Origin of the sequence: Asaia spathodeae NBRC 105894, assembly GCF_025994195.1 — a bacterium.
In the GTDB taxonomy this organism is placed as follows: domain Bacteria; phylum Pseudomonadota; class Alphaproteobacteria; order Acetobacterales; family Acetobacteraceae; genus Asaia; species Asaia siamensis.
In genome coordinates this window covers 1-18,269 of the sequence record NZ_BAPY01000005.1, presented here as the reverse complement: position 1 = coordinate 18,269, position 18,269 = coordinate 1, and the positions used below count along the sequence as shown (strand labels likewise).

Genomic DNA, 18,269 nt, shown 5'->3' with positions numbered 1-18,269 from the left:
GAGGTTAGCACTGCCTCACCGACGAGAATTCTGCTGCAAGCAAGTAGATCCCTTACTTAAAACACAGCTGCCATTCAGGCGGCTTGCTGATCCGCAGCTGGTGCAGCCGGTTCGCGATCTGTGATGTGTCTGACACCCGGGAAAGGGCTCGGCATCAATTCCCTGCGCATCAGTTCAATGACCCAGGCCCAGAGCATGTGGCCGATTGTTTCGGAAAAAATCTCGGCGCGCGGGAGGTTCCATAACGCTGGCGCCCAGTGTCCTGCGGGCAGCACCATGCCGTGGAAGACGAGTGTCACGACCAGGCCAAATACCACGCCCTGTCCCATGGCGATGCGCGGAAAACGGATCCAGAGCACGCAATAGAGGAGGGCAAAGAAAATCGAGAACAGGTGGTGCACCATCAGGACGCCGCCGGGCACGATATGCCCGGAATAGACATAGGTGAGATGGTCGACATTCACGCCGAGATCGCGAAGCATTTCGGCAGGTGGGCTGGCGCGATCAGGCGTGCGGGGTGGCAGGGGGACTTCCGTGCCCCATTTCACGAAGCTGGAGAGATTTCCCCCGACAAATCCCGCCCATACGGCGGGAAGCAGCAAGGCCTTGCCTGTCGTGTGGTTGGTGAGCGTCATTTTTTCTGAGTCGGGCAGGGTGGAAGAGACAGGCGATAGATCGTGGTCGCGCCGCGCAGAGGGCGACTGTTCTTGAAGGCGATCTCGTCGAGGCGAGAGTCTGAGATGTAGAGCCAGTTATTGGCGATTGCGAAGCCGTCTGCCCAGTCGAGCACGTCAGGATTGTCGTAAACCTTCCGCGTCTGGGGTGTCTTTGCCCCTTCCGGGAAAGTCAGGGCATAGAGCCCGTGATTTTCGATATCGCCAACCCAGAGCCGGTTGCAGGCATCCATCTCTATCCCGCCGCTCATGACCGACTGGCCGAGATATTGGGCTTTCTTGTCCAGCTCGGCATCGCTCAGATGGGCGTTGCGCAGATCGGCGGTCGCAATGCGCCAGTAATGATGGTCGGTCAGCGGGCGGTAATACAGCCAGGCGCGGTCAGGTGAGAGGGCAATGCCATCATCCTGTGTGACAGGCAGGCTGCCGTCTTTCTTGCGGGCGAGTTCACTATAGATATGCAGATGCTGTTCCGGGTCTGCGATGCCAGAGCGTGTGTTGGCCAGTACCAGACGATAGGCCCCCGTATCGAGATCCATCACCACCAGCCCGCCGCGGCCCCATTCATTGGTAATATAGGCGGTACGTGTGCGTGTATCCACGCGCACATCGTTCAGTGAATCGGCGGGGGTGATATCCGACCCGAAATGGTAGATCTGGATCAGTCTTCCTGTCTCGGCGTCAAATTCAGCGAGCTTTGGCGGCAGTACTTTCTGATCGACCGAGGGGAGAGACGAGTCCAGCACCCAGAGATGATTCTGATCATCGACCCACAGAGCAGGAACCGATACCCAGAGTTCGCGATCGGTCGGGTTGTTCTCGAAGCGGTTCCAGTTTTTGTCGGGGAAGGGGATCAGCGCGCCGGTTTTCGGATCGATACGCACCACGCTGGCGCTATACCGCTTCATAGTCGCTGGTGCCGATGCATAGACGATGCCCGAGCGGGAGACGCCGACGCCTATCATGTTGCAATCCGTCGGGAAGCGTTTGACGATTTCAAGCGTCGGCTGCGTCGCAACGTTGTCAGAATCTGGCTGGGGCAGCTCGGCGGCAAAAGACGGGGTTGCGAGGCTCGCAGAGGCGAGAAGGACAGCAAGCAGTTTTTTCATGACAATCCGGCCCCTTGGGTGGCGACATCGAGAGTGAAGATCGTATTTTCGGCGCACATGAACAGGCGATCGCGCTGGGTGCCCCCAAAAGTCAGGTTGGATACGCTGCGTGGCAGGCGCAGCCGCCCGATCATCTTGCCTGCCGGATTATAGACGAACACGCCGCAGAGCCCGAGTGGACCATTGGCCGCCACCCAGAGATTGCCGAGCCTGTCTGCCTTGATTCCATCAGGCATGAGTTTGTGGCCGCCAAGGGTCATGTCGGCAAAGACCCGCTGGTTCGTCAGCGCGCCATTACGCACGTCAAACGCATAGATATTGCGATAGCCGCCCCCTTTGGGGCTGGCCGCCCCTTTCTCGCTTGAGACAATATAAAGTGTTTTCTGGTCGGGCGAAAAACACAGCCCGTTCGGACCGGCAAGATCGGCCCCCGTCAGAACGCTGGTGAGCTTGAGTGTCTGTGGGTCGAGATGGAAGACATGCGTCTCCTGATGATGCAGTCCCCCAATTTGCTCGGTGGCCTCAAGATTGAGATTCCATGTCAGATTTCCTTTGCCCGGATCGCCGTTGACCGGCGCATCGGGGTGCCCCTCCCAAAGACGGTCACCATAAGGCGGATCGGTAAACCAGATCCCGCCCTGCGCATCGACCACGATATCGTTTGGCGAGTTGAGACGCTTGCCCTCGAAGCTTTCGGCAAGGATCGTGCATCGCCCGTCATGCTCCCAGCGGATCACGCGCCTCATACCGTGCTCGCAGGTAATGAGGCGCCCGTCATGGTCGAATGTATTGCCGTTGGAATGATAGCTTTCCTTGCGGAACACCGTCATCGAACGCTCTTCCGGCAGATAGCGATATTGCGTGCTCCCCATGACGTCGCTGACGATCAGGAAACGCCCGTCGCTCGACCATGCGGGGCCTTCGAACCACAGCGTTCTGCCTTTCCAGGCCTGAACCAGCGGGGCGTTATCGAGAATGACGGCCGAGAAGGACGGGTCGTAGAAAATGATATCCGGGTCGGGCGTGAACGAGACCGGCGCGTCAGGCCCCCAGATTCTTGGCGGAGTGCTGATAACGCTCGGTGGGGCAATCGCCTCATCCTGACCGGCGGCTCGGGCTTTGCCCGTCAAAAGCGCCCCACCCAGGGCCGCGGCTCCAAGGCCAAGGGCGGATCGGCGCGATAGCGGACCGGAGGGGAATAGAGAGTTTTCTGGAAGGCTCATGGTCTGGCTCGTCTTTGAAACGGGGCGCCCGCTATAGAAAAACGGCGCGTGGCGAGAGAGAAAACGATTCAGTCTGGGATCTCGTCAGGGCGAGTCGCATTAAAAATAAGTAATCGCGCCTGGAGCATGAGCAAAAGAGCGAAGAAAGAATTCCCCGATCAGAAAAACGGATCGTGCCTTTGAGGATTCACGGGGGCTACGTGCCTGATAAGCGCGTCTTCAAGGCCAGTTACACTGGCGCATCTGCCTTGCGTTGCGCGCGTGGCGTTTGTCTGGGGTGCATCTCGTGGAATGAAGATATAGGTTGCAGGAGCCGTATCTTGTGTCTTGTTCCATATCGAATAATTGAATGCGTTGGTCGTACTGCTCTGCGGCGATCATGGTATCTGACCAGGTTCCATCAGAGCGATAAGCATAAAAGTAATCATGAAAGACAATCAGGTTTCGAGACTGCTTTCTCTGGTTCTGCGTCATGAACCGGGAAAGATAGGCATTGTGCTCGATAATCAGGGGTGGACCGATATTGCTGATCTGCTGCGATTGGCGAACAATGCTGGCTATGTCTTTGATCGCGACACGCTGTTTCGGGTCGTAGCCACGAGTGACAAGCAGCGCTTCACCATTTCTCCGGATGGGAAGCTGATCAGGGCGGCACAGGGGCATTCGGTTCAGGTCGATCTGAACCTGCCCGTCAGCCAGCCCCCTGCCAGATTGTGGCACGGCACGGCCCATAAGAATATTGAATCGATTTTGCGCGAGGGTCTCAACCCGGGGCGGCGGCAGATGGTCCATCTGTCGAGCGATGTGGATACTGCAAAACGCGTTGGCGCAAGACACGGCGAAGCCATCGTCCTGATCGTCGATACGGCGTCGATGTACGAAGAAGGGATGGCGTTTTACCAGGCTGAAAACGGCGTCTGGCTCGTTGCTTCTGTTCCTGCGGCCTATCTCGCGGTCGAGGAATAAACCGGTTTTTTGACGCTTTGATTTTTGCGGTGCTGAAACGCCTTCTTCCGGCACCCGCCCAGGCCGGGTGCCGGAAGTCGGACTGACGTCTCGATTGGCGCTGTTTGATCTGCTGGGCAGATCAGCCCTCTACGCGATATCCCTTGAACAGGAAAACCGGGCCGAAGGCATAGCTGTCGACCAGCTCGTAGAAACGGGCGACGGTCTCGTTTTTCGAATGCTGAATGAAGGCTTCTTCATTCGTATAGACTTCGTCCAGATAGAAACGATTGCGGTTGTTCTCATCGCGGATGAGCTCGAAGCGCAGCGTGTCCGGCTCTTTCTTCAAAGAGTCATTGGCATCGAACAGACCGGCGCTGATGAACGCATCGCGCTTGTCAGAAGGAACGTCGAACTGCACTACAACATGATAGGTCATGTTTATCTCCTCAGGGTTAAATCGCTCGCTGCGATCTCGAGAGGCACGCTAGGACGCTATTTCGATCATTAAAAGTGATTGTTAATGACTCCATCGTTCATAAAAAGAGAAGATATTGAAGCTTTCCCAACTCGCTTTTTTCTGTGCCGTGGTCGAGCAGGGCACGGTCGCCGCAGCGGCAGCCCAGCTGAACTGTGTCTCGTCCAACATCACCACGCGTGTGCGCGAACTGGAGGATCTCCTCGGGGTCTCGCTGTTCAGCCGTGAGAAAAACCGCTTGCTCGTTACGCCGGAAGGAAGGCTTTTCTATCAAAAGGCCAAACAGGTGCTGGCAATGGCGCAGGAAGCCCGCGCGCTTTTCAAGGACGATGCGGAGCGGGGAGTTATACGGGTAGGCGCGCTGGATGTAGCCCTGATGAATCACCTACCTGAGCGTATAGCGCGTTACAGGGCCAATACGCCTCATGTAGAGCTGCATATTCGCCCCGAACCGTCGCTCATGCTCGAGCAATTGCTGATGGATGGTGAGCTGGATCTGATTTTGACTGACGGGCCGATCGTTCATCCGCTTCTGGTCAGTCGTCTGGCCTTTCGCGAGCGGCTTGTGCTGGTGACGCCAAAGGCCCTGAGCGCGCCGACAGTCGACGACCTGTCCAGAATGGAGCTCTATGTATTTGGTCAGACCTGTCACTACCGGCGACAGGTGGATGGTTATCTTGAGACCAGCAAGATCAAACCGAGAGCGGTTATGGAGATCGAGTCATTCTCCAGCATCTTTGCCTGCATCGAGGCGGGGGTCGGGTTTTCGTGCCTGCCGGAGAGCGTTGTCGAACAGGCGGTCACGAGGCACGGAAAATTCCATTTCGAGCGCGCAGACAGTCTGGAATCGAGTGATATCTATTATGTCTGGCGCAAGAATTACACTTCGCCCTTGATACACAGGCTTATCGAAAGCCTTGAGCAGGATCTCTGACAGATCCGGAACCCTTGCAGAAACAAGAGGGTAGCAGGGCGAAAAGGGCCGGAAACAGCTCCGGCCCCGGCTTTTGAAGCAGAGAGAAACCGACACGATAAAAGGGTTTCCTCGCGTCGGTTTCAGATTTTTCAATGGGCTTGTGGGGTCAGTGTGCGGCGTACCGCATCCTGCCAGCCGCGCAGAAGTTCAAGGCGAAGCGCGGGCTCGATTTTGGGCTCAAAAAGCCTTTCCTGCGTCCAGATGGTGGTGATTTCCTCAAGCGAGTTCCAGACGCCGGTTGCCAGACCGGCCAGAAAGGCGGCGCCCAGAGCCGTGGTTTCGAGGTCGGACGGCCGCTGGACCTTTGTGTCGAGAATATTGGCGAGAAACTGCGAGAACCAGTCATTGGCCGACATGCCCCCGTCGATACGCAGGGTCTGGGCTTGCATGGCACCATCTTCACGCATTGCATGGGCCAGATCGAAAGTCTGATACGCAACGGATTCCAATGCGGCGCGGGCTATATGGGCCTCGGTCGAGCCCAGGGTGAGCCCGCAGATGAGCCCGCGCGCATCGGGGTCCCAATGAGGCGCGCCAAGGCCCACGAAGCCCGGGACCATATATACCCCATGACTGTCAGGCACGCGGGTTGCCATGTCATCTGTCTGAGAGGCGTGGGTGATCAGATGCAGCCCGTCACGCAGCCATTTGATGGCTGCACCTGCCACGAAAATCGAGCCTTCCAGCGCGTAGGTCGTCTTGCCGTTGATGCGATAACCAATGGTTGTGAGCAGGCGATGATGCGAGGTGACCGGTTTGTCGCCCGTATTGAGCAGCATGAAGCAGCCCGTGCCATAGGTTGCTTTCGCCATGCCGGGTTCGAAACAGGCCTGCCCCACGAGGGCGGCATGCTGATCGCCCGCCATGCCGCCGATGGGAATGGAAACGCCAAAGAGATCAGGCGCCGTCATGCCGAGTTGCCCGCTATTGTCGCACAGCTTCGGCAGAAGGGCCGCCGGGACACGGAACAGGGCCAGCAGATCGGCGTCCCAGTCCTGCGTGTGGATATTGAACAGGGCCGTGCGGCTGGCATTGGTCACGTCGGTTGCGTGAACGGCGCCGCCGGTCAGGCGCCAGAGCAGAAAACTGTCGATCGTGCCCATGGCCAGTTCGCCAGCTTCGGCTCGGTCGCGCAGCCCTGAAATGTTGTCGAGCAGCCAGGTGATCTTGCTGGCAGAAAAATAGGGGTCAAGCAGCAGGCCGGTCTTGGCGCGAACGATTTCTTCTGCCCCATCGCGCTTGAGTTCGGCACAGAACGGGGCCGTCCGGCGGTCCTGCCAGACGATGGCGCGATGCACCGGTTTGCCGGTGGCGCGCTCCCACAAGACGATGGTCTCGCGCTGGCTCGTGATGCCCAGGCCAGCGATTTTCTCAACCCCGCCGGAGGCAGCAATGGCCTCGCGCGCTGTTTCGAGCGCATCGCGCCAGATATCCTCGACATCATGCTCTACCCAGCCGGGAGCCGGATAATGCTGGGCAAATTCGCGGCGCGACAGGGAGAGGGCTTTTGCCTTGTTGTCGAAAACGATGCTGCGCGTCGAGGTCGTGCCCTGGTCGATGGCAAGGATATGGGTCTTCTGGGTCATGGGGGGAAACTCCTCCTGGCATCCGTGGGATGCGCAGTGAATATGAGGCGGCAGAGGGGTGTGGTTCAGGGTGCAGGCGTTACGCTGTTGGGCGCCATATAGACTGGCTCGGCACGGGGCGGGGCGGCGGTTGTCGGCACCCGATCGGGCACAGGGGGCGCCGGGAGATCGGCCGTGTAATTCGGCATGAAGGGGCGAAGGGTGAACTGATAGATGCCCGCGCCGACAACGCCACCGACAAGCGGGCCTGCAATCGGCACCCACCAGTAATGTTGCGGAGACGGAAAGGCTGAGGCACCCCAGCCGGCGAAAAAGGCGAAGGTGCGCGGGCCGAAGTCACGCGCCGGGTTGATGGCCCAGGCATCGAGAAAACCGGATGAGGCGCCAATGGCCGCAACCAGTAGTCCGATAATGAGCGCGCCGGAATTCGCCTGTGGGGCCATGGTGTTATACTGGCAGGTAATGGCGAAAATGCCGAAGACCAGCACACCTGTCAGCACGATCTGCACCACGAAGGAATGCATGGCGGTCACGGCGAGGCCGGGATGGGTGAAGAACACGCCCGCTGCACCCCCATCGCCCTCACGGGTGAAATGATGGGTCAGGTTGTAATGGTCTATGACAGGATGGAAATTGAGATAGACCACGGCGGCACCGGCAATGCCGCCCAGCACCTGTGCGGCGCAGTAGGGCAGAACCTTTTTCCATGAGAAACCGCGATAGAGTGCGAGGGCCAGAGTGACGGCGGGGTTGGCATGGGTGCCACTGACAGCCCCAGTTGCATAAATCGCAAAGGTGACGCCAAGCCCCCACACAATGGCCACGCCCCAATAGGCGTTCTGATAAGGGTTGGGATCGTAAAGCACGATCATCGCCGCGACGCTGTCGCCGAAAATGATGATGATCATGACGGCGATGAATTCGGCGATCAGCTCGCCGAGATAGCGTTTTCTTTCTGACATGAGAGTCGGTCCGTCAGCCAGAGTGAAGGGGGAGCGGGTGGAAGAGGTCAGGCGACCTCTTTGTCATCGGTTTCCTGGCCTGCAGCGTTCTGCTGAAGGCGGCAGGCCATGTAATCCTGCAATTTCGTGATGTCTTCGGAACTGAAGCGCAGGCCGAGTTTCGAGCGTCGCCAGAGAATGTCTTCGGCGCTTCGGGCCCATTCATGCGTCATGAGGTAATCGACTTCACCCTCATGCAGATCGGCCCCTATGCGTGCGCCCAGAGATGCGCCCCCGGTTTCAATGGGCAGCATGACGGTTTCGACCAGCGTGCCGTAATTGCGCACCAGTCTTGTTGCTGTCTGCTGCGAAAGGCCAGCCACCCGGCGCTGGAGGGAGGCGACGTATCTGTCGAAATCCGTGCGCTGGAAATCACCGCCGGGCAGCGGCGCGTCAGCCGTCCAGGAAATGGTTGTCAGTCCCTTGAGATGGGGGGCGAGTTTCTCGAGGGCGTGCTCAGCGAGTTTGCGATAGGTCGTGATCTTGCCGCCAAAGACCGACAGGACGGGGGCGGCACTGTGGTCGATATCGAGACGATAATCTCGTGTGACGGCAGAAGCGCTGCCTGAATGGTCGTCATAGAGCGGCCGCACACCGGCATAGCTCCAGACGACATCCTGGGGGGTGATCGCGCGTTTGAAGTAACGGTTCACGCTCTCGCAGAGATAGGCAATCTCATCCGCACTGATGGTGACCGAGCCGGGGTCCTGATCCCAGGGGATGTCGGTTGTGCCGATGAGGGTGAAATCTTTCTCGTAGGGGATGGCAAAGACGATACGCTTGTCCGGGTTCTGCAAAATATAGGCCTGCTCTGTATTGAACTGCCTTGGCACGACAATGTGGCTGCCTTTCACGAGGCGCACATGATGGCGGCTTTCGATCGAGAGCCTGTCCTGCAGCAATTCCGCCACCCAGGGGCCTGCGGCATTGATCAGGGCACGTGCGGTGACCTGACGTGTTTCACCCGTCAGCGTGTCTTCCAGAATGGCGACCCAATGGCTCTGATGGCGCTCGGCGCTGATCAGTCTGGTACGCGTGCAGATTGTGGCGCCGCGACGGGCAGCATCCTGTGCATTCAGCACCACGAGACGGCTGTCCTGTACCCAGCCATCCGAATATTCGAAGCCGCGCACATAGTCAGGGCGAAGTACACGGCCCGCTGCTTCGTCCTGCAGACGGAGGCTGCGTGTTTTTGGCAGTGTCATGGTGCGGCACAGATTGTCGTAGAGAAAAAGCCCGGTGCGCAGCAGCCAGGCGGGGCGGAGCATGGCGGAGTGCGGCAGAATGAAGCGCATCGGCCAGATGATATGCGGCGCAATTTTCAGGAGGCGTTCGCGCTCGTTCAGGGCCTCGCGCACGAGACGAAACTCGTAATATTCAAGATAACGCAAACCGCCATGGATGAGCTTGGTACTGGCCGAGGAGGTATGGCTGGCGAGATCGTCTTTTTCGACCAGCATGACCTTCAGACCGCGCCCGGCGGCGTCGCGCGCGATGCCTGCTCCATTGATGCCGCCGCCTATGATCAGAAGATCATGGATGGTTTCGGTATGGGAGAAGTCAGCGTGAGTCGTCATGAAAGGGAACCTTCGTTAAAAGCGACTGCGAAGGTCCTGATAGAGCAAAAACGAAAGAAAACGAACATAAAACGTTAGGGATAACGTTATTGTGTTATATTTTGCTCTTCAAACGTTATCTGTCACGTGAAGCGTCACGTTTGCCGCCTCCAGCTGTGTTCGGAATTCTGCGGATGGTATCCGGTCTGTCACGAAATCGTCGATCATCGTCAGGTCGCCGACACGACCTACCGGCTTGCGGGTGAATTTCGTATGGTCGGCCAGAAGGATGACGCGTCTCGCATGCCGCATGATCGCACGCGCGCACTGGATTTCGTCGAGGTCGAAATCGAGAAGCGTGCCGTCTTCTTCCACGCCGCTGATGCCGATCACACCAAAGTCGGCCCGAAATCCTGACAGCGATTCAGTGGCCCCGGCGCCGATGATGCCCCCATCCTGAGGGCGGACGAGCCCCCCGGCGAGGACCGTGCGAAAATCACGCCTCGGAGAGAGCGCTACAGCCACATGGAGGTTATTGGTGATGATATGCAAATCGCGATGGCCGGTCAGGGCGCGCGCAAAGGCTTCGGTCGTGGTGCCGATATTGATGAAAAGCGAGCTGCCGTCAGGGATGAGTGCTGCAGCGCAGGCGCCTATGGCGTCCTTGGCGCGTGAATGCAGTGTCTGGCGCTCGCCATAGGCGATGTTCTCTGTCGATGATGTCGGGCTTGCGCCGCCATGATAGCGGGCGACATGGCCGGTTTCGGCCAGTGCATTGAGGTCGCGCCGTATTGTCTGCACCGTTACGCCAAGGCGCTGGGCAAGATCCTCATTGGACATGAAGCCATGCGCCTGAACGAGCGCAACGATCTGTCGATGGCGGGGCGTGTTGAGCGTGTCATGCATCATGAACCCCTGTCTGTCATGCTGCGTTGAAGCCTACAATCCTGCACTTGCGACGACGCTCTTGAAAGCCCATTTCCCAGCCATGGCGACAGCATCACGATCCACTATGGAAGCAATCCCCGAACACAGGCTCGTGGGGTTCAGGCCCGAGCGGCAGCCTGTCAAGGAGAAGCTGCGCCGTATGGTGGTCAAATCCGATTATGACCCGGCCGGCGATCAGCCAACCGCGATTGCGGAACTGGTGCGCGGCGTTGACGATGGCGAGGTCGATCAGGTGCTGCTGGGTGTGACCGGATCGGGCAAGACCTTCACCATGGCGAAAGTCATCGAGGCGACGCAGAAGCCGACACTCATTCTTGCACCGAACAAGACCCTGGCGGCCCAGCTCTACGGGGAAATGAAGCAGTTCTTCCCGGATAACGCGGTGGAATACTTCGTTTCCTACTATGATTATTACCAGCCAGAAGCCTATGTGCCGCGTTCTGACACCTATATTGAAAAAGACAGTCAGATCAACGAGCAGATCGACCGTATGCGCCACGCGGCGACGCAGGCGCTGCTTGAGCGCAATGATGTCATCATTGTTGCCTCTGTATCTTGCATCTACGGTATCGGTTCGGTCGAGACCTACTCACGCATGGTGGTCAGGCTCGAAGCCGGGGGGAGTATCGATCGTGATCGCCTTATCAAGGCACTGGTCGAGCTTCAGTATCGTCGTAACGATGCGGCCTTCGAGCGCGGCACATTTCGCGTGCGTGGGGAGCAGATCGATATTTTCCCGGTGCAGAATGAAGACCGCGCCTGGCGCGTCTCGCTGTTCGGGGACGAGATCGAGGCGATTATAGAATTCGACCCGCTGACCGGCAACAAGACGGCTGAGCTTTCCGAAATTAGTGTCTATGCCAACTCGCATTATGTGACGCCGCGCCCTACGCTCAATCAGGCCATGATCGGCATCAAGGCCGAGTTGCGCCAGCGCCTCGACGAGCTGAATGCTGCCGGAAAGCTGCTGGAGGCCGAAAGACTGCAGCAGCGTACCATTTTCGATCTCGAAATGATCGAGACGACAGGCGCCTGCAAAGGCATCGAAAACTATTCGCGCTATCTCTCGGGGCGTGGGCCTGGTGACCCACCGCCGACGCTGTTCGAATATCTTCCCGAAGATGCACTGCTGATCGTCGATGAGAGCCATGTTACCGTGCCGCAGATCGGCGGCATGGCGCGTGGTGACCATGCGCGCAAATCCGTCTTGTCTGAATATGGCTTTCGTCTGCCCTCCTGCCTCGATAACCGCCCCCTGAAATTTGAGGAATGGGAGGCCCTGCGTCCGCAGAGCGTGTTCGTTTCCGCAACGCCCGGCCCTTGGGAGATGGAGCGGACGAGCGGCGTGTTTGCCGAGCAGATCATCCGACCGACAGGCCTGATCGACCCGGTGACCATCGTTCGTCCGGTCGAAGGGCAGGTGGACGATCTCCTGGCCGAGGCACGTGACACCATCGCCGCTGGTGGGCGTGTTCTGGTGACCACGCTTACCAAGCGCATGGCTGAGGATCTGACGGAATATCTCGGTGAGGCCGGGATCAAGGTGCGTTATCTGCATTCTGACGTCGACACGCTCGAGCGTATCGAGATCATCCGTGATCTGCGTCTTGGCGCTTTCGACGTGCTGGTCGGGATCAATCTGCTTCGAGAAGGGCTCGATATCCCGGAATGCGCTCTGGTTGCCATTCTCGATGCTGACAAGGAAGGGTTCCTGCGTAGCCGCACCTCGCTGATCCAGACTATCGGGCGTGCCGCACGTAACGTCGACGGGCGCGTGCTGCTCTATGCCGACAAGATGACCGGCTCGCTCGAATTTGCAATCGACGAGACGGCGCGACGCCGTGCGCGCCAGATTGCCTATAACGAGGCCCATGGCATAACCCCGCAGACCGTGCGTTCGCGTATCGGCGACGCGCTTTCTTCCGTGTTCGAGCAGGATTATGTCACCGTTGGCCCCGATGCTGCGGGCGACACGCAGGAATTTGTCGGCAAATCGCTTGGCGCCTCCATTCAGGATCTGGAAAAGCGCATGCGCGCGGCGGCTGCCGATCTCGACTTCGAGCAGGCCGCACGGCTGCGTGATGAAATCAAGCGTCTTGAGGCAATCGATCTCGGGCTCGAGCCGCCCCCCTTGCCGAGTTCGACGGCGGGGCGTAGCTCTTTCAAAAGCAAGGATAAAACGCCGCGACCGCTCGGCCCGGGCGGCGGTGGCTACGACCCGGCGAAAAAGCGGGGCGGCAGGAGGAAAGCAGGATGATCGAGCTCAAACTGGGCGAGGCCCATCTCGGATTATTGCCTGGCCTTGGCGGCAGCCTTGCTTTCTGGCGCCTGCGCGGTCGTGATCTGCTCGTGCCGACAGCCGATCCCAATCTCGCGGCTCAGAAGAATACGCCGGTGGCGGGGTATCCTCTCGTGCCATTTTCGAACCGCATCGGCGACGGGAAATTCAGCTTCGAGGGCGTTGATTATACGCTTGCCAAGAATTTTGGCGCCGAGTCCAATGCCATTCACGGCAATGGCTGGGAGCGTGAGTGGCAGGTAGCGCAACATGATTCGGAACGGGCCATTCTGTTCCTCGACCACAACCCTGCAAAGGGAGACGACCCGGCGGAATGGCCTTTTGCCTATCGCGCCGTACTGTCTTTTGTTCTGCACCGTGACGGGCTGAGTGTGGAAATGCTCATCGCGAACCGCGACACGCGCGCCCAGCCTGTGGGAATGGGCTTCCATCCCTTTTTCGCGCGCAGCGATGACATGACCATGCAGTTTGCAGCCTCCGGTGTCTGGGAGAACGGGCCGGACATGCTTCCGACCGGGCAGACGGCCTGCGAGGGAACATGGAGTTTCGCCGCAGCCCGCACTATTGGCGAGACGCGGCTCGATAACTGCTTCGCCGGGTGGGGAGGCAAGACAGTTCTAGGTTATCCCTCCGCTGGCTACGAGCTGACCATAGAGGCTGACCCCCTATTCCAGCATCTGGTCGTCTTCACCGCGCCGGAAAAGCCCTTTGTTGCTGTCGAGGCCGTCAGCAACATGAATAACGGGCTCAACCATCCCGACCTGCTGGAAAACGGCGTGCATGTTCTTGCTCCGGGCGCGAATATCTCAGGCGTGATCCGTTACAAGCTGCGAGAATTGCGTGGCTGATCATTCCAAGACGCCTCTGGCGCTCTATCTTACCCCGCAGGGGGCGGTACGAATGCGCGAGGAATTGCGCGAACTCATGCAGGTCGAGCGCCCGAAAATTGTCGAGATTGTCTCTTGGGCGGCGGGAAATGGCGATCGGAGCGAAAACGGAGACTATCTCTACGGCAAACGCCGTCTGCGTGAGATCGACCGACGGGCGCGATTTCTCAGCAAGAGGCTCGAGCATGCGCTCGTTATAGATCCGGCCTCACAGACGACCCGCGACCGTGTCTTTTTCGGCGCCAGCGTGTCTTACGTCGATGAAGAAGACGTGACGCATGACGTCACGATTGTCGGCTGCGACGAGGCAGATCTGACACGCCGTGAGATCAGTCTGGTCTCGCCTGTGGCCCGTGCGCTCATGCGTAGCCGGGTGGGAGATGAGGTCAGTCTTCAGACCCCGAGCGGGCCGGTGACGCTGGAAGTGCTTTCCATTACCTATCCCTGAGGAGCCTCGCGGGCGAGCGGGGCCGGGTGAGGCTGTATGGATCCGTCATAGGAAACGACCAGACGCTCTGCTAGAGCTTGGACAATGATGGGCCCAGATCATGGGTCATGGGGGCAGGTGACCCCAGTGAGTTTTTCAGGACCGAAAGGACTAGGTTGATGGCGCTCAGAATAGCCGTTCAGATGGACCCGCTCGAACACGTCAATATCAACGGAGATTCGACTTTCGCCCTTATGCTCGAGGCCCAGCGTCGGGGGCATGAACTCTTCGTCTATCCCGTCGAGTCTCTTTGCCTGGGTGAGGGGGGTGCTGAAGCGACCATGGGCCGTCTGTCTGCGCGCGCGCGCGCGGTCAGGGTGCAGCGTGTTCAGGGCGGGCATGCAAGCTTCGGTGAAGAGATGCGGCTCGACCTTGGCGCGACCGATGCTGTGTTGATGCGGCAGGACCCGCCTTTCGACATGGGCTATATCACGGCTACTCATATGCTCGAGCATGTGCATGGTGTCGGCGAAGGGAAGACGCTGGTCGTCAACGATCCGAAATCCGTCCGTGACGCGCCTGAAAAGCTTCTGGTCACGCATTATCCCGATCTGATGCCGCCCACTCTCGTGACCTGGGACCGTGAGGCGCTGACCCAGTTCCGTGCCCGCTATGGCGATGTGATTCTCAAGCCACTTTATGGCAACGGGGGCGCCGGTATCTTCCGTATTCGCGAAGGGGATGAGAATTTCGCGTCGCTTCTCGAACTGCATTTCAGCCGTTCGCGTGAGCCGCTCATGATCCAGCGCTACGAACCGCTGGTGCGCAAGGGGGACAAGCGTATCATTCTGGTCGATGGCAAGCCGATCGGCGCAATAAATCGTGTGCCTGCAACGGGCGAGGCACGGTCGAACATGCATGTGGGTGGCAGGGCAGAAGCCGTGGCGCTGACCAGGCGCGATGAAGAGATCTGCGAGCGTATTGGGTCACATCTGCGTGACAACGGGCTGATTTTCGTCGGTATCGACGTGATTGGCGAGTGGCTGACCGAAATCAATGTGACATCACCCACCGGGCTTCAGGAACTCGATCGCTTTAATGACATGAACAGCGCCGGGCTGGTCTGGGATGCCATCGAACAGCGGATCGGCGGTAACTGAGTCGAGCAGACTTTACTCTTCTTTTTTGTTGGGTTCCTGTGGTGGTGTCTCGAAGATCGAAGAGGCGGCGGTATAGCGAAACGGTAGGGTCACCTTCGGTGGTCCACCTTCTGGTATCTCGGGAGGCTTGTCACGGCCAAAGCGATTGACGAGCCATTTGGTTAAGTCTTCCTTGAAACGCACGACATAGATCGATGCCCACAAACCTAATGCCAGAAGGAAGAGGCTTATATTCATGAGCGACATGTGTTGCCTCTCTCCATTTCTTTCTGTTCGACCCGCTTGTCTGTATCATTTCCTTTAGACGGCGAACGTGACGAAATGCAAACCGCCTCTCGCCAGTTCTGGCGAGATGGTCTAAGAGCGATCAGGCAAGACGATGCCTGTCATGCTGTCTGATCATCAGGCGAAATGTCGAATGCCCTGGCCGAAGGCTCGGGTTTCAAACAGGTATCAGGACGGAATTATGATTTTGCGCGACCAGACGAACGAAGCCTGATGACACGACCGGACCCCTTGATCGACCCGACCGCCTCCATGGACGACGCCCATCCCCGGCCACGTTCTGCTCTCGACGCTGATGCCGTGCGTGCGGCCTATCGGCGCTGGGCAAAGGTTTATGACTCGGTGTTCGGTGGCATTTCCGCCTTCGGCCGTCGTCGTGCCGTCGCAGCAGTCAACGCCCTGCCGGGAGAGCGCGTTCTAGAGGTCGGTGTCGGCACCGGTCTGGCGCTGCCTCACTATAATCGCGACAAGCACATCACGGGTATCGATCTGTCCGAAGCGATGCTGGAGCGTGCCCGTCATCGCGTGATCAACCAGCAGCTCGGCAATGTCGACGATCTGCTGGAAATGGACGCCGAGGCAACCACCTTCGAGGCTGGTAGCTTCGACATTGCGGTTGCGATGTTCGTGGCGTCTGTTGTGCCGAGCCCGCGCCGCTTGCTTGGCGAGCTCAAGCGCGTGGTCAAGCCGGGCGGACATATCCTGTTCGTCAATCATTTTCTGGCGACGGGCGGTGTGCGCCTAGCCGTCGAACGCGGCATGGCACGTGCCTCGCGCTCTCTGGGCTGGCATCCCGATTTCGCTATGGAATCGCTCCTGCCTCCCGAGGATCTGAGCCGCGCCCTGATCACGCCGGTGCCGCCAGCCGGTCTGTTTACACTCGTGACATTGCCGCTCGAGATGGATAATAAGGAAGAGACGGCCCTGGTTGCCTGACACGTACGTGCCCGACAGTTCACACCAGACTGGCCTTGACGACAGGGTCCCCCAAGACCGTCTTTCGGTCGGGACCTTCAGGACTGCATGAGGAACCGGGCTTGTTAAACCAGTCGATTACCAAGGGCTTTTACGGCGCGCAGTTTCGAGCCGATGGCGCCGCTTTTCTCGGTCTTGCTCTCCTTTGCGGTCTTGCTGGCGGATTTCTGGGGGCCGTATCGCATAATGCCGGGCCCTTCCATGCTCTGAGCCACGGCCTGCTTCTTGACCTCTTCGTACTCATTCCTGCCTTCCTCGGAGGGATGGGACGTCTGGTTCTGCCGGGCGAGTTGACGACGCTTCCAGGCCTAATGGTCCGCTTTGATCGTCTTGCTTTTCTGATTCTTTTTACTGGTGCCCTGAGCGCCATTTATGGCGCGCGCGAGCCGGCGGCTTTTGTCTTCTCCCTCGCCTTGTGGGGGTTCGGCACGACTTTCCTGGCTCTTTCTACCATCGTCAAATGCCTCGAATGCCGTGTCGTGCGGTTTCGCGATCTTTCGCCTTTTGCCTGGTCGCAACTTCTTGCTTCTCTGGGGCTGATTGTCATGGCGCCGGTTTTCATGGCTGGCTTGCTCCATGATCTTGTCGCAGGGCACACATCGTTTGCCAGCGTGCAGTTCTGGCTGGGTAAGTTGCAGGTGCCTGTGCTGGCGCTAGTCGTGCAGCTCGCTCTGGGTGCGATTGCCAATCTGGTCGCTTTCCATTCCACGCGTCTCAAGATCACCCTGCCTTTGCTGATGGCCATACCGAGCCTTCTGGTGCCGGTGGTCTGGGCCCATGGCGTCACGGTGCCAGGGCTTTCAGACGACTGGCTTCTGGGGATGGGCGTCGCTGCGCCCTCCTTCGGCATCATGGCCCTCATCTGTGCTTCGCTCTGGGGCCGCAGCTTCGCCCTGACGGCAGCTCTCTCCTGGAGCTTTCCCGCGCTGCTCTTGCTCTCCGCTGGATGGGTTCTGAGCCTTTTTCCGATGAGGCCCGAGGCTTTCCATTCGGCGATGCTGTTCGGTGCCGTCTTAGCGTTGTTTGGATGCTATTATCGCTGGCAGGAGCAGATCCCGTCGATTGCTGCGCCTCATTGGCTCTGTCGCGTGCATCTGGTTGCCATGGGCGTGTCGGCTCTGGCCATGACGCCACTCCTGCCGGTGCTTCAGCGCTGTGGCGAGATCGGCATGATCGTCTCGCTTTTTTGCGTCGCGGTTCTTGGTGCCAGAGCGTTGTTGCCACGGCAGCCCCATTCTGAACCTTCAGCCGTAAAGGCTGATTTTTCATGAGCGCTTCCCAGAGCCTTTCCGAGGCGCAGCACAGCTTCGACAGGGAAGAGGGTGCCACCCTCAAGGACTGGCTTGCCCTGCTCAAGCCACGTGTCATCTCGCTGGTGGTCTTCACCGGTGTCGCCGGTATGGCAGTTGCCCCTGTCTGGCCATCCGTCCCGCTGGGACTGATTGACATGCTGTGCATCTGCGTCGGGGCCGGGGCGGCTGGCGCCATCAATATGTGGTACGATCGCGATATCGACGCGATCATGAAGCGGACCGCAGTGCGACCCATCCCGGACTCGCGCATGGATGCTGATGGCGCGCTGATTTACGGCATCGTGCTTTCTCTGGCCTCGGTTGCGCTGCTCTGGCTTGCCAGCAACGCGCTGGCAGCGGGCATTCTGGCCTTTTCGATCTTTTTCTATGCCGTGATTTACACGATGTGGCTAAAGCGCAGCACGCCGCAGAACATCGTAATCGGTGG

At 58.9% G+C, this 18,269-nt stretch carries 18 protein-coding genes; 9 read left to right on the top strand and 9 right to left on the bottom strand.

The window, feature by feature from the left end:
* Positions 1-74 precede the first annotated feature (74 nt).
* The 3 genes from AA105894_RS04660 to AA105894_RS04650 are packed head-to-tail and all read right to left on the bottom strand — an operon-like array spanning position 75 to position 3,006.
* Entirely contained in the window at positions 75-635 is a 561-nt protein-coding gene (locus tag AA105894_RS04660) for a YagU family protein (RefSeq protein WP_267310707.1), read from the bottom strand.
* Positions 632-1,783 carry a major royal jelly family protein gene (locus tag AA105894_RS04655; RefSeq protein ID WP_267310706.1) on the bottom strand — a complete coding sequence of 384 codons (1,152 nt, stop codon included), beginning with the start codon at positions 1,781-1,783 and terminating at the stop codon, positions 632-634. The genes AA105894_RS04660 and AA105894_RS04655 overlap by 4 nt, the downstream gene beginning before the upstream one ends.
* Positions 1,780-3,006: an SMP-30/gluconolactonase/LRE family protein gene (locus AA105894_RS04650; RefSeq protein WP_267310705.1), complete on the bottom strand. Its 1,227-nt coding sequence runs from the start codon at positions 3,004-3,006 to the stop codon at positions 1,780-1,782. The genes AA105894_RS04655 and AA105894_RS04650 overlap by 4 nt, the downstream gene beginning before the upstream one ends.
* A gap of 426 nt (positions 3,007-3,432) precedes the next feature.
* Here AA105894_RS04650 and AA105894_RS04645 point away from each other — a divergent pair, with 426 nt between their 5' ends.
* The gene (locus AA105894_RS04645) at positions 3,433-3,972 is read left to right on the top strand and encodes an RNA 2'-phosphotransferase (RefSeq protein ID WP_267310704.1); all 540 of its coding nucleotides are present in this window, start codon (positions 3,433-3,435) and stop codon (positions 3,970-3,972) included.
* 121 nt (positions 3,973-4,093) lie between these two features.
* On the opposite strand, the gene AA105894_RS04640 is transcribed toward AA105894_RS04645, so the two are convergent.
* Positions 4,094-4,390 (bottom strand): putative quinol monooxygenase, encoded by a 297-nt coding sequence (locus AA105894_RS04640; RefSeq protein WP_188425168.1) that lies wholly within the window; start codon positions 4,388-4,390, stop codon positions 4,094-4,096.
* 115 nt (positions 4,391-4,505) lie between these two features.
* Between AA105894_RS04640 and AA105894_RS04635 the strand changes: the two genes are divergently transcribed.
* On the top strand, positions 4,506-5,363 hold the full coding sequence (locus AA105894_RS04635; protein WP_267310703.1) for a LysR family transcriptional regulator: 858 nt from the start codon (positions 4,506-4,508) through the stop codon (positions 5,361-5,363).
* Between the two features lie 131 nt (positions 5,364-5,494).
* On the opposite strand, the gene glpK is transcribed toward AA105894_RS04635, so the two are convergent.
* The 4 genes from glpK to AA105894_RS04615 all read right to left on the bottom strand — a co-directional run bounded on the left by glpK (position 5,495) and on the right by AA105894_RS04615 (position 10,457).
* Positions 5,495-6,991: a glycerol kinase GlpK gene (gene glpK / locus AA105894_RS04630; RefSeq protein ID WP_267310702.1), complete on the bottom strand. Its 1,497-nt coding sequence runs from the start codon at positions 6,989-6,991 to the stop codon at positions 5,495-5,497.
* Positions 6,992-7,056: 65 nt separating this feature from the next.
* Complete coding sequence (locus tag AA105894_RS04625) at positions 7,057-7,953, bottom strand: MIP/aquaporin family protein (RefSeq protein ID WP_267310701.1); 897 nt, start codon at positions 7,951-7,953, stop codon at positions 7,057-7,059.
* A gap of 47 nt (positions 7,954-8,000) precedes the next feature.
* Complete coding sequence (gene glpD, locus AA105894_RS04620; protein ID WP_267310700.1) at positions 8,001-9,569, bottom strand: glycerol-3-phosphate dehydrogenase; 1,569 nt, start codon at positions 9,567-9,569, stop codon at positions 8,001-8,003.
* A 108-nt stretch (positions 9,570-9,677) separates the two neighbouring features.
* Entirely contained in the window at positions 9,678-10,457 is a 780-nt protein-coding gene (locus AA105894_RS04615; RefSeq protein WP_267310699.1) for a DeoR/GlpR family DNA-binding transcription regulator, read from the bottom strand.
* Positions 10,458-10,536: 79 nt separating this feature from the next.
* Here AA105894_RS04615 and uvrB point away from each other — a divergent pair, with 79 nt between their 5' ends.
* From uvrB to gshB, 4 genes are all read left to right on the top strand, one after another.
* Positions 10,537-12,753: an excinuclease ABC subunit UvrB gene (gene uvrB, locus AA105894_RS04610; RefSeq protein WP_188425403.1), complete on the top strand. Its 2,217-nt coding sequence runs from the start codon at positions 10,537-10,539 to the stop codon at positions 12,751-12,753.
* Positions 12,750-13,643 carry an aldose 1-epimerase gene (locus tag AA105894_RS04605; protein WP_267310698.1) on the top strand — a complete coding sequence of 298 codons (894 nt, stop codon included), beginning with the start codon at positions 12,750-12,752 and terminating at the stop codon, positions 13,641-13,643. The genes uvrB and AA105894_RS04605 overlap by 4 nt, the downstream gene beginning before the upstream one ends.
* The gene (greB, locus tag AA105894_RS04600) at positions 13,636-14,130 is read left to right on the top strand and encodes a transcription elongation factor GreB (protein ID WP_267310697.1); all 495 of its coding nucleotides are present in this window, start codon (positions 13,636-13,638) and stop codon (positions 14,128-14,130) included. Before AA105894_RS04605 ends, greB begins: the two co-directional genes overlap by 8 nt.
* Before the next feature lie 158 nt (positions 14,131-14,288).
* Positions 14,289-15,269, top strand: coding sequence for a glutathione synthase (gene gshB / locus AA105894_RS04595; protein ID WP_267310696.1), 981 nt, complete (start codon positions 14,289-14,291; stop codon positions 15,267-15,269).
* Positions 15,270-15,281: 12 nt separating this feature from the next.
* Here gshB and AA105894_RS04590 read toward each other — a convergent pair whose 3' ends face one another.
* Complete coding sequence (locus AA105894_RS04590) at positions 15,282-15,515, bottom strand: hypothetical protein (RefSeq protein WP_267310695.1); 234 nt, start codon at positions 15,513-15,515, stop codon at positions 15,282-15,284.
* Positions 15,516-15,767: 252 nt separating this feature from the next.
* Here AA105894_RS04590 and AA105894_RS04585 point away from each other — a divergent pair, with 252 nt between their 5' ends.
* From AA105894_RS04585 to AA105894_RS04575, 3 genes are all read left to right on the top strand, one after another.
* On the top strand, positions 15,768-16,490 hold the full coding sequence (locus AA105894_RS04585) for a class I SAM-dependent methyltransferase (RefSeq protein WP_229719488.1): 723 nt from the start codon (positions 15,768-15,770) through the stop codon (positions 16,488-16,490).
* Positions 16,491-16,591: 101 nt separating this feature from the next.
* Positions 16,592-17,800, top strand: a complete 1,209-nt coding sequence (locus AA105894_RS04580) for a cbb3-type cytochrome c oxidase subunit I (protein ID WP_267310694.1) — start codon at positions 16,592-16,594, stop codon at positions 17,798-17,800.
* A partial coding sequence (locus AA105894_RS04575; RefSeq protein ID WP_267310693.1) for a UbiA family prenyltransferase occupies positions 17,797-18,269 on the top strand: 473 nt, incomplete at its 3' end. The genes AA105894_RS04580 and AA105894_RS04575, both read left to right, overlap by 4 nt.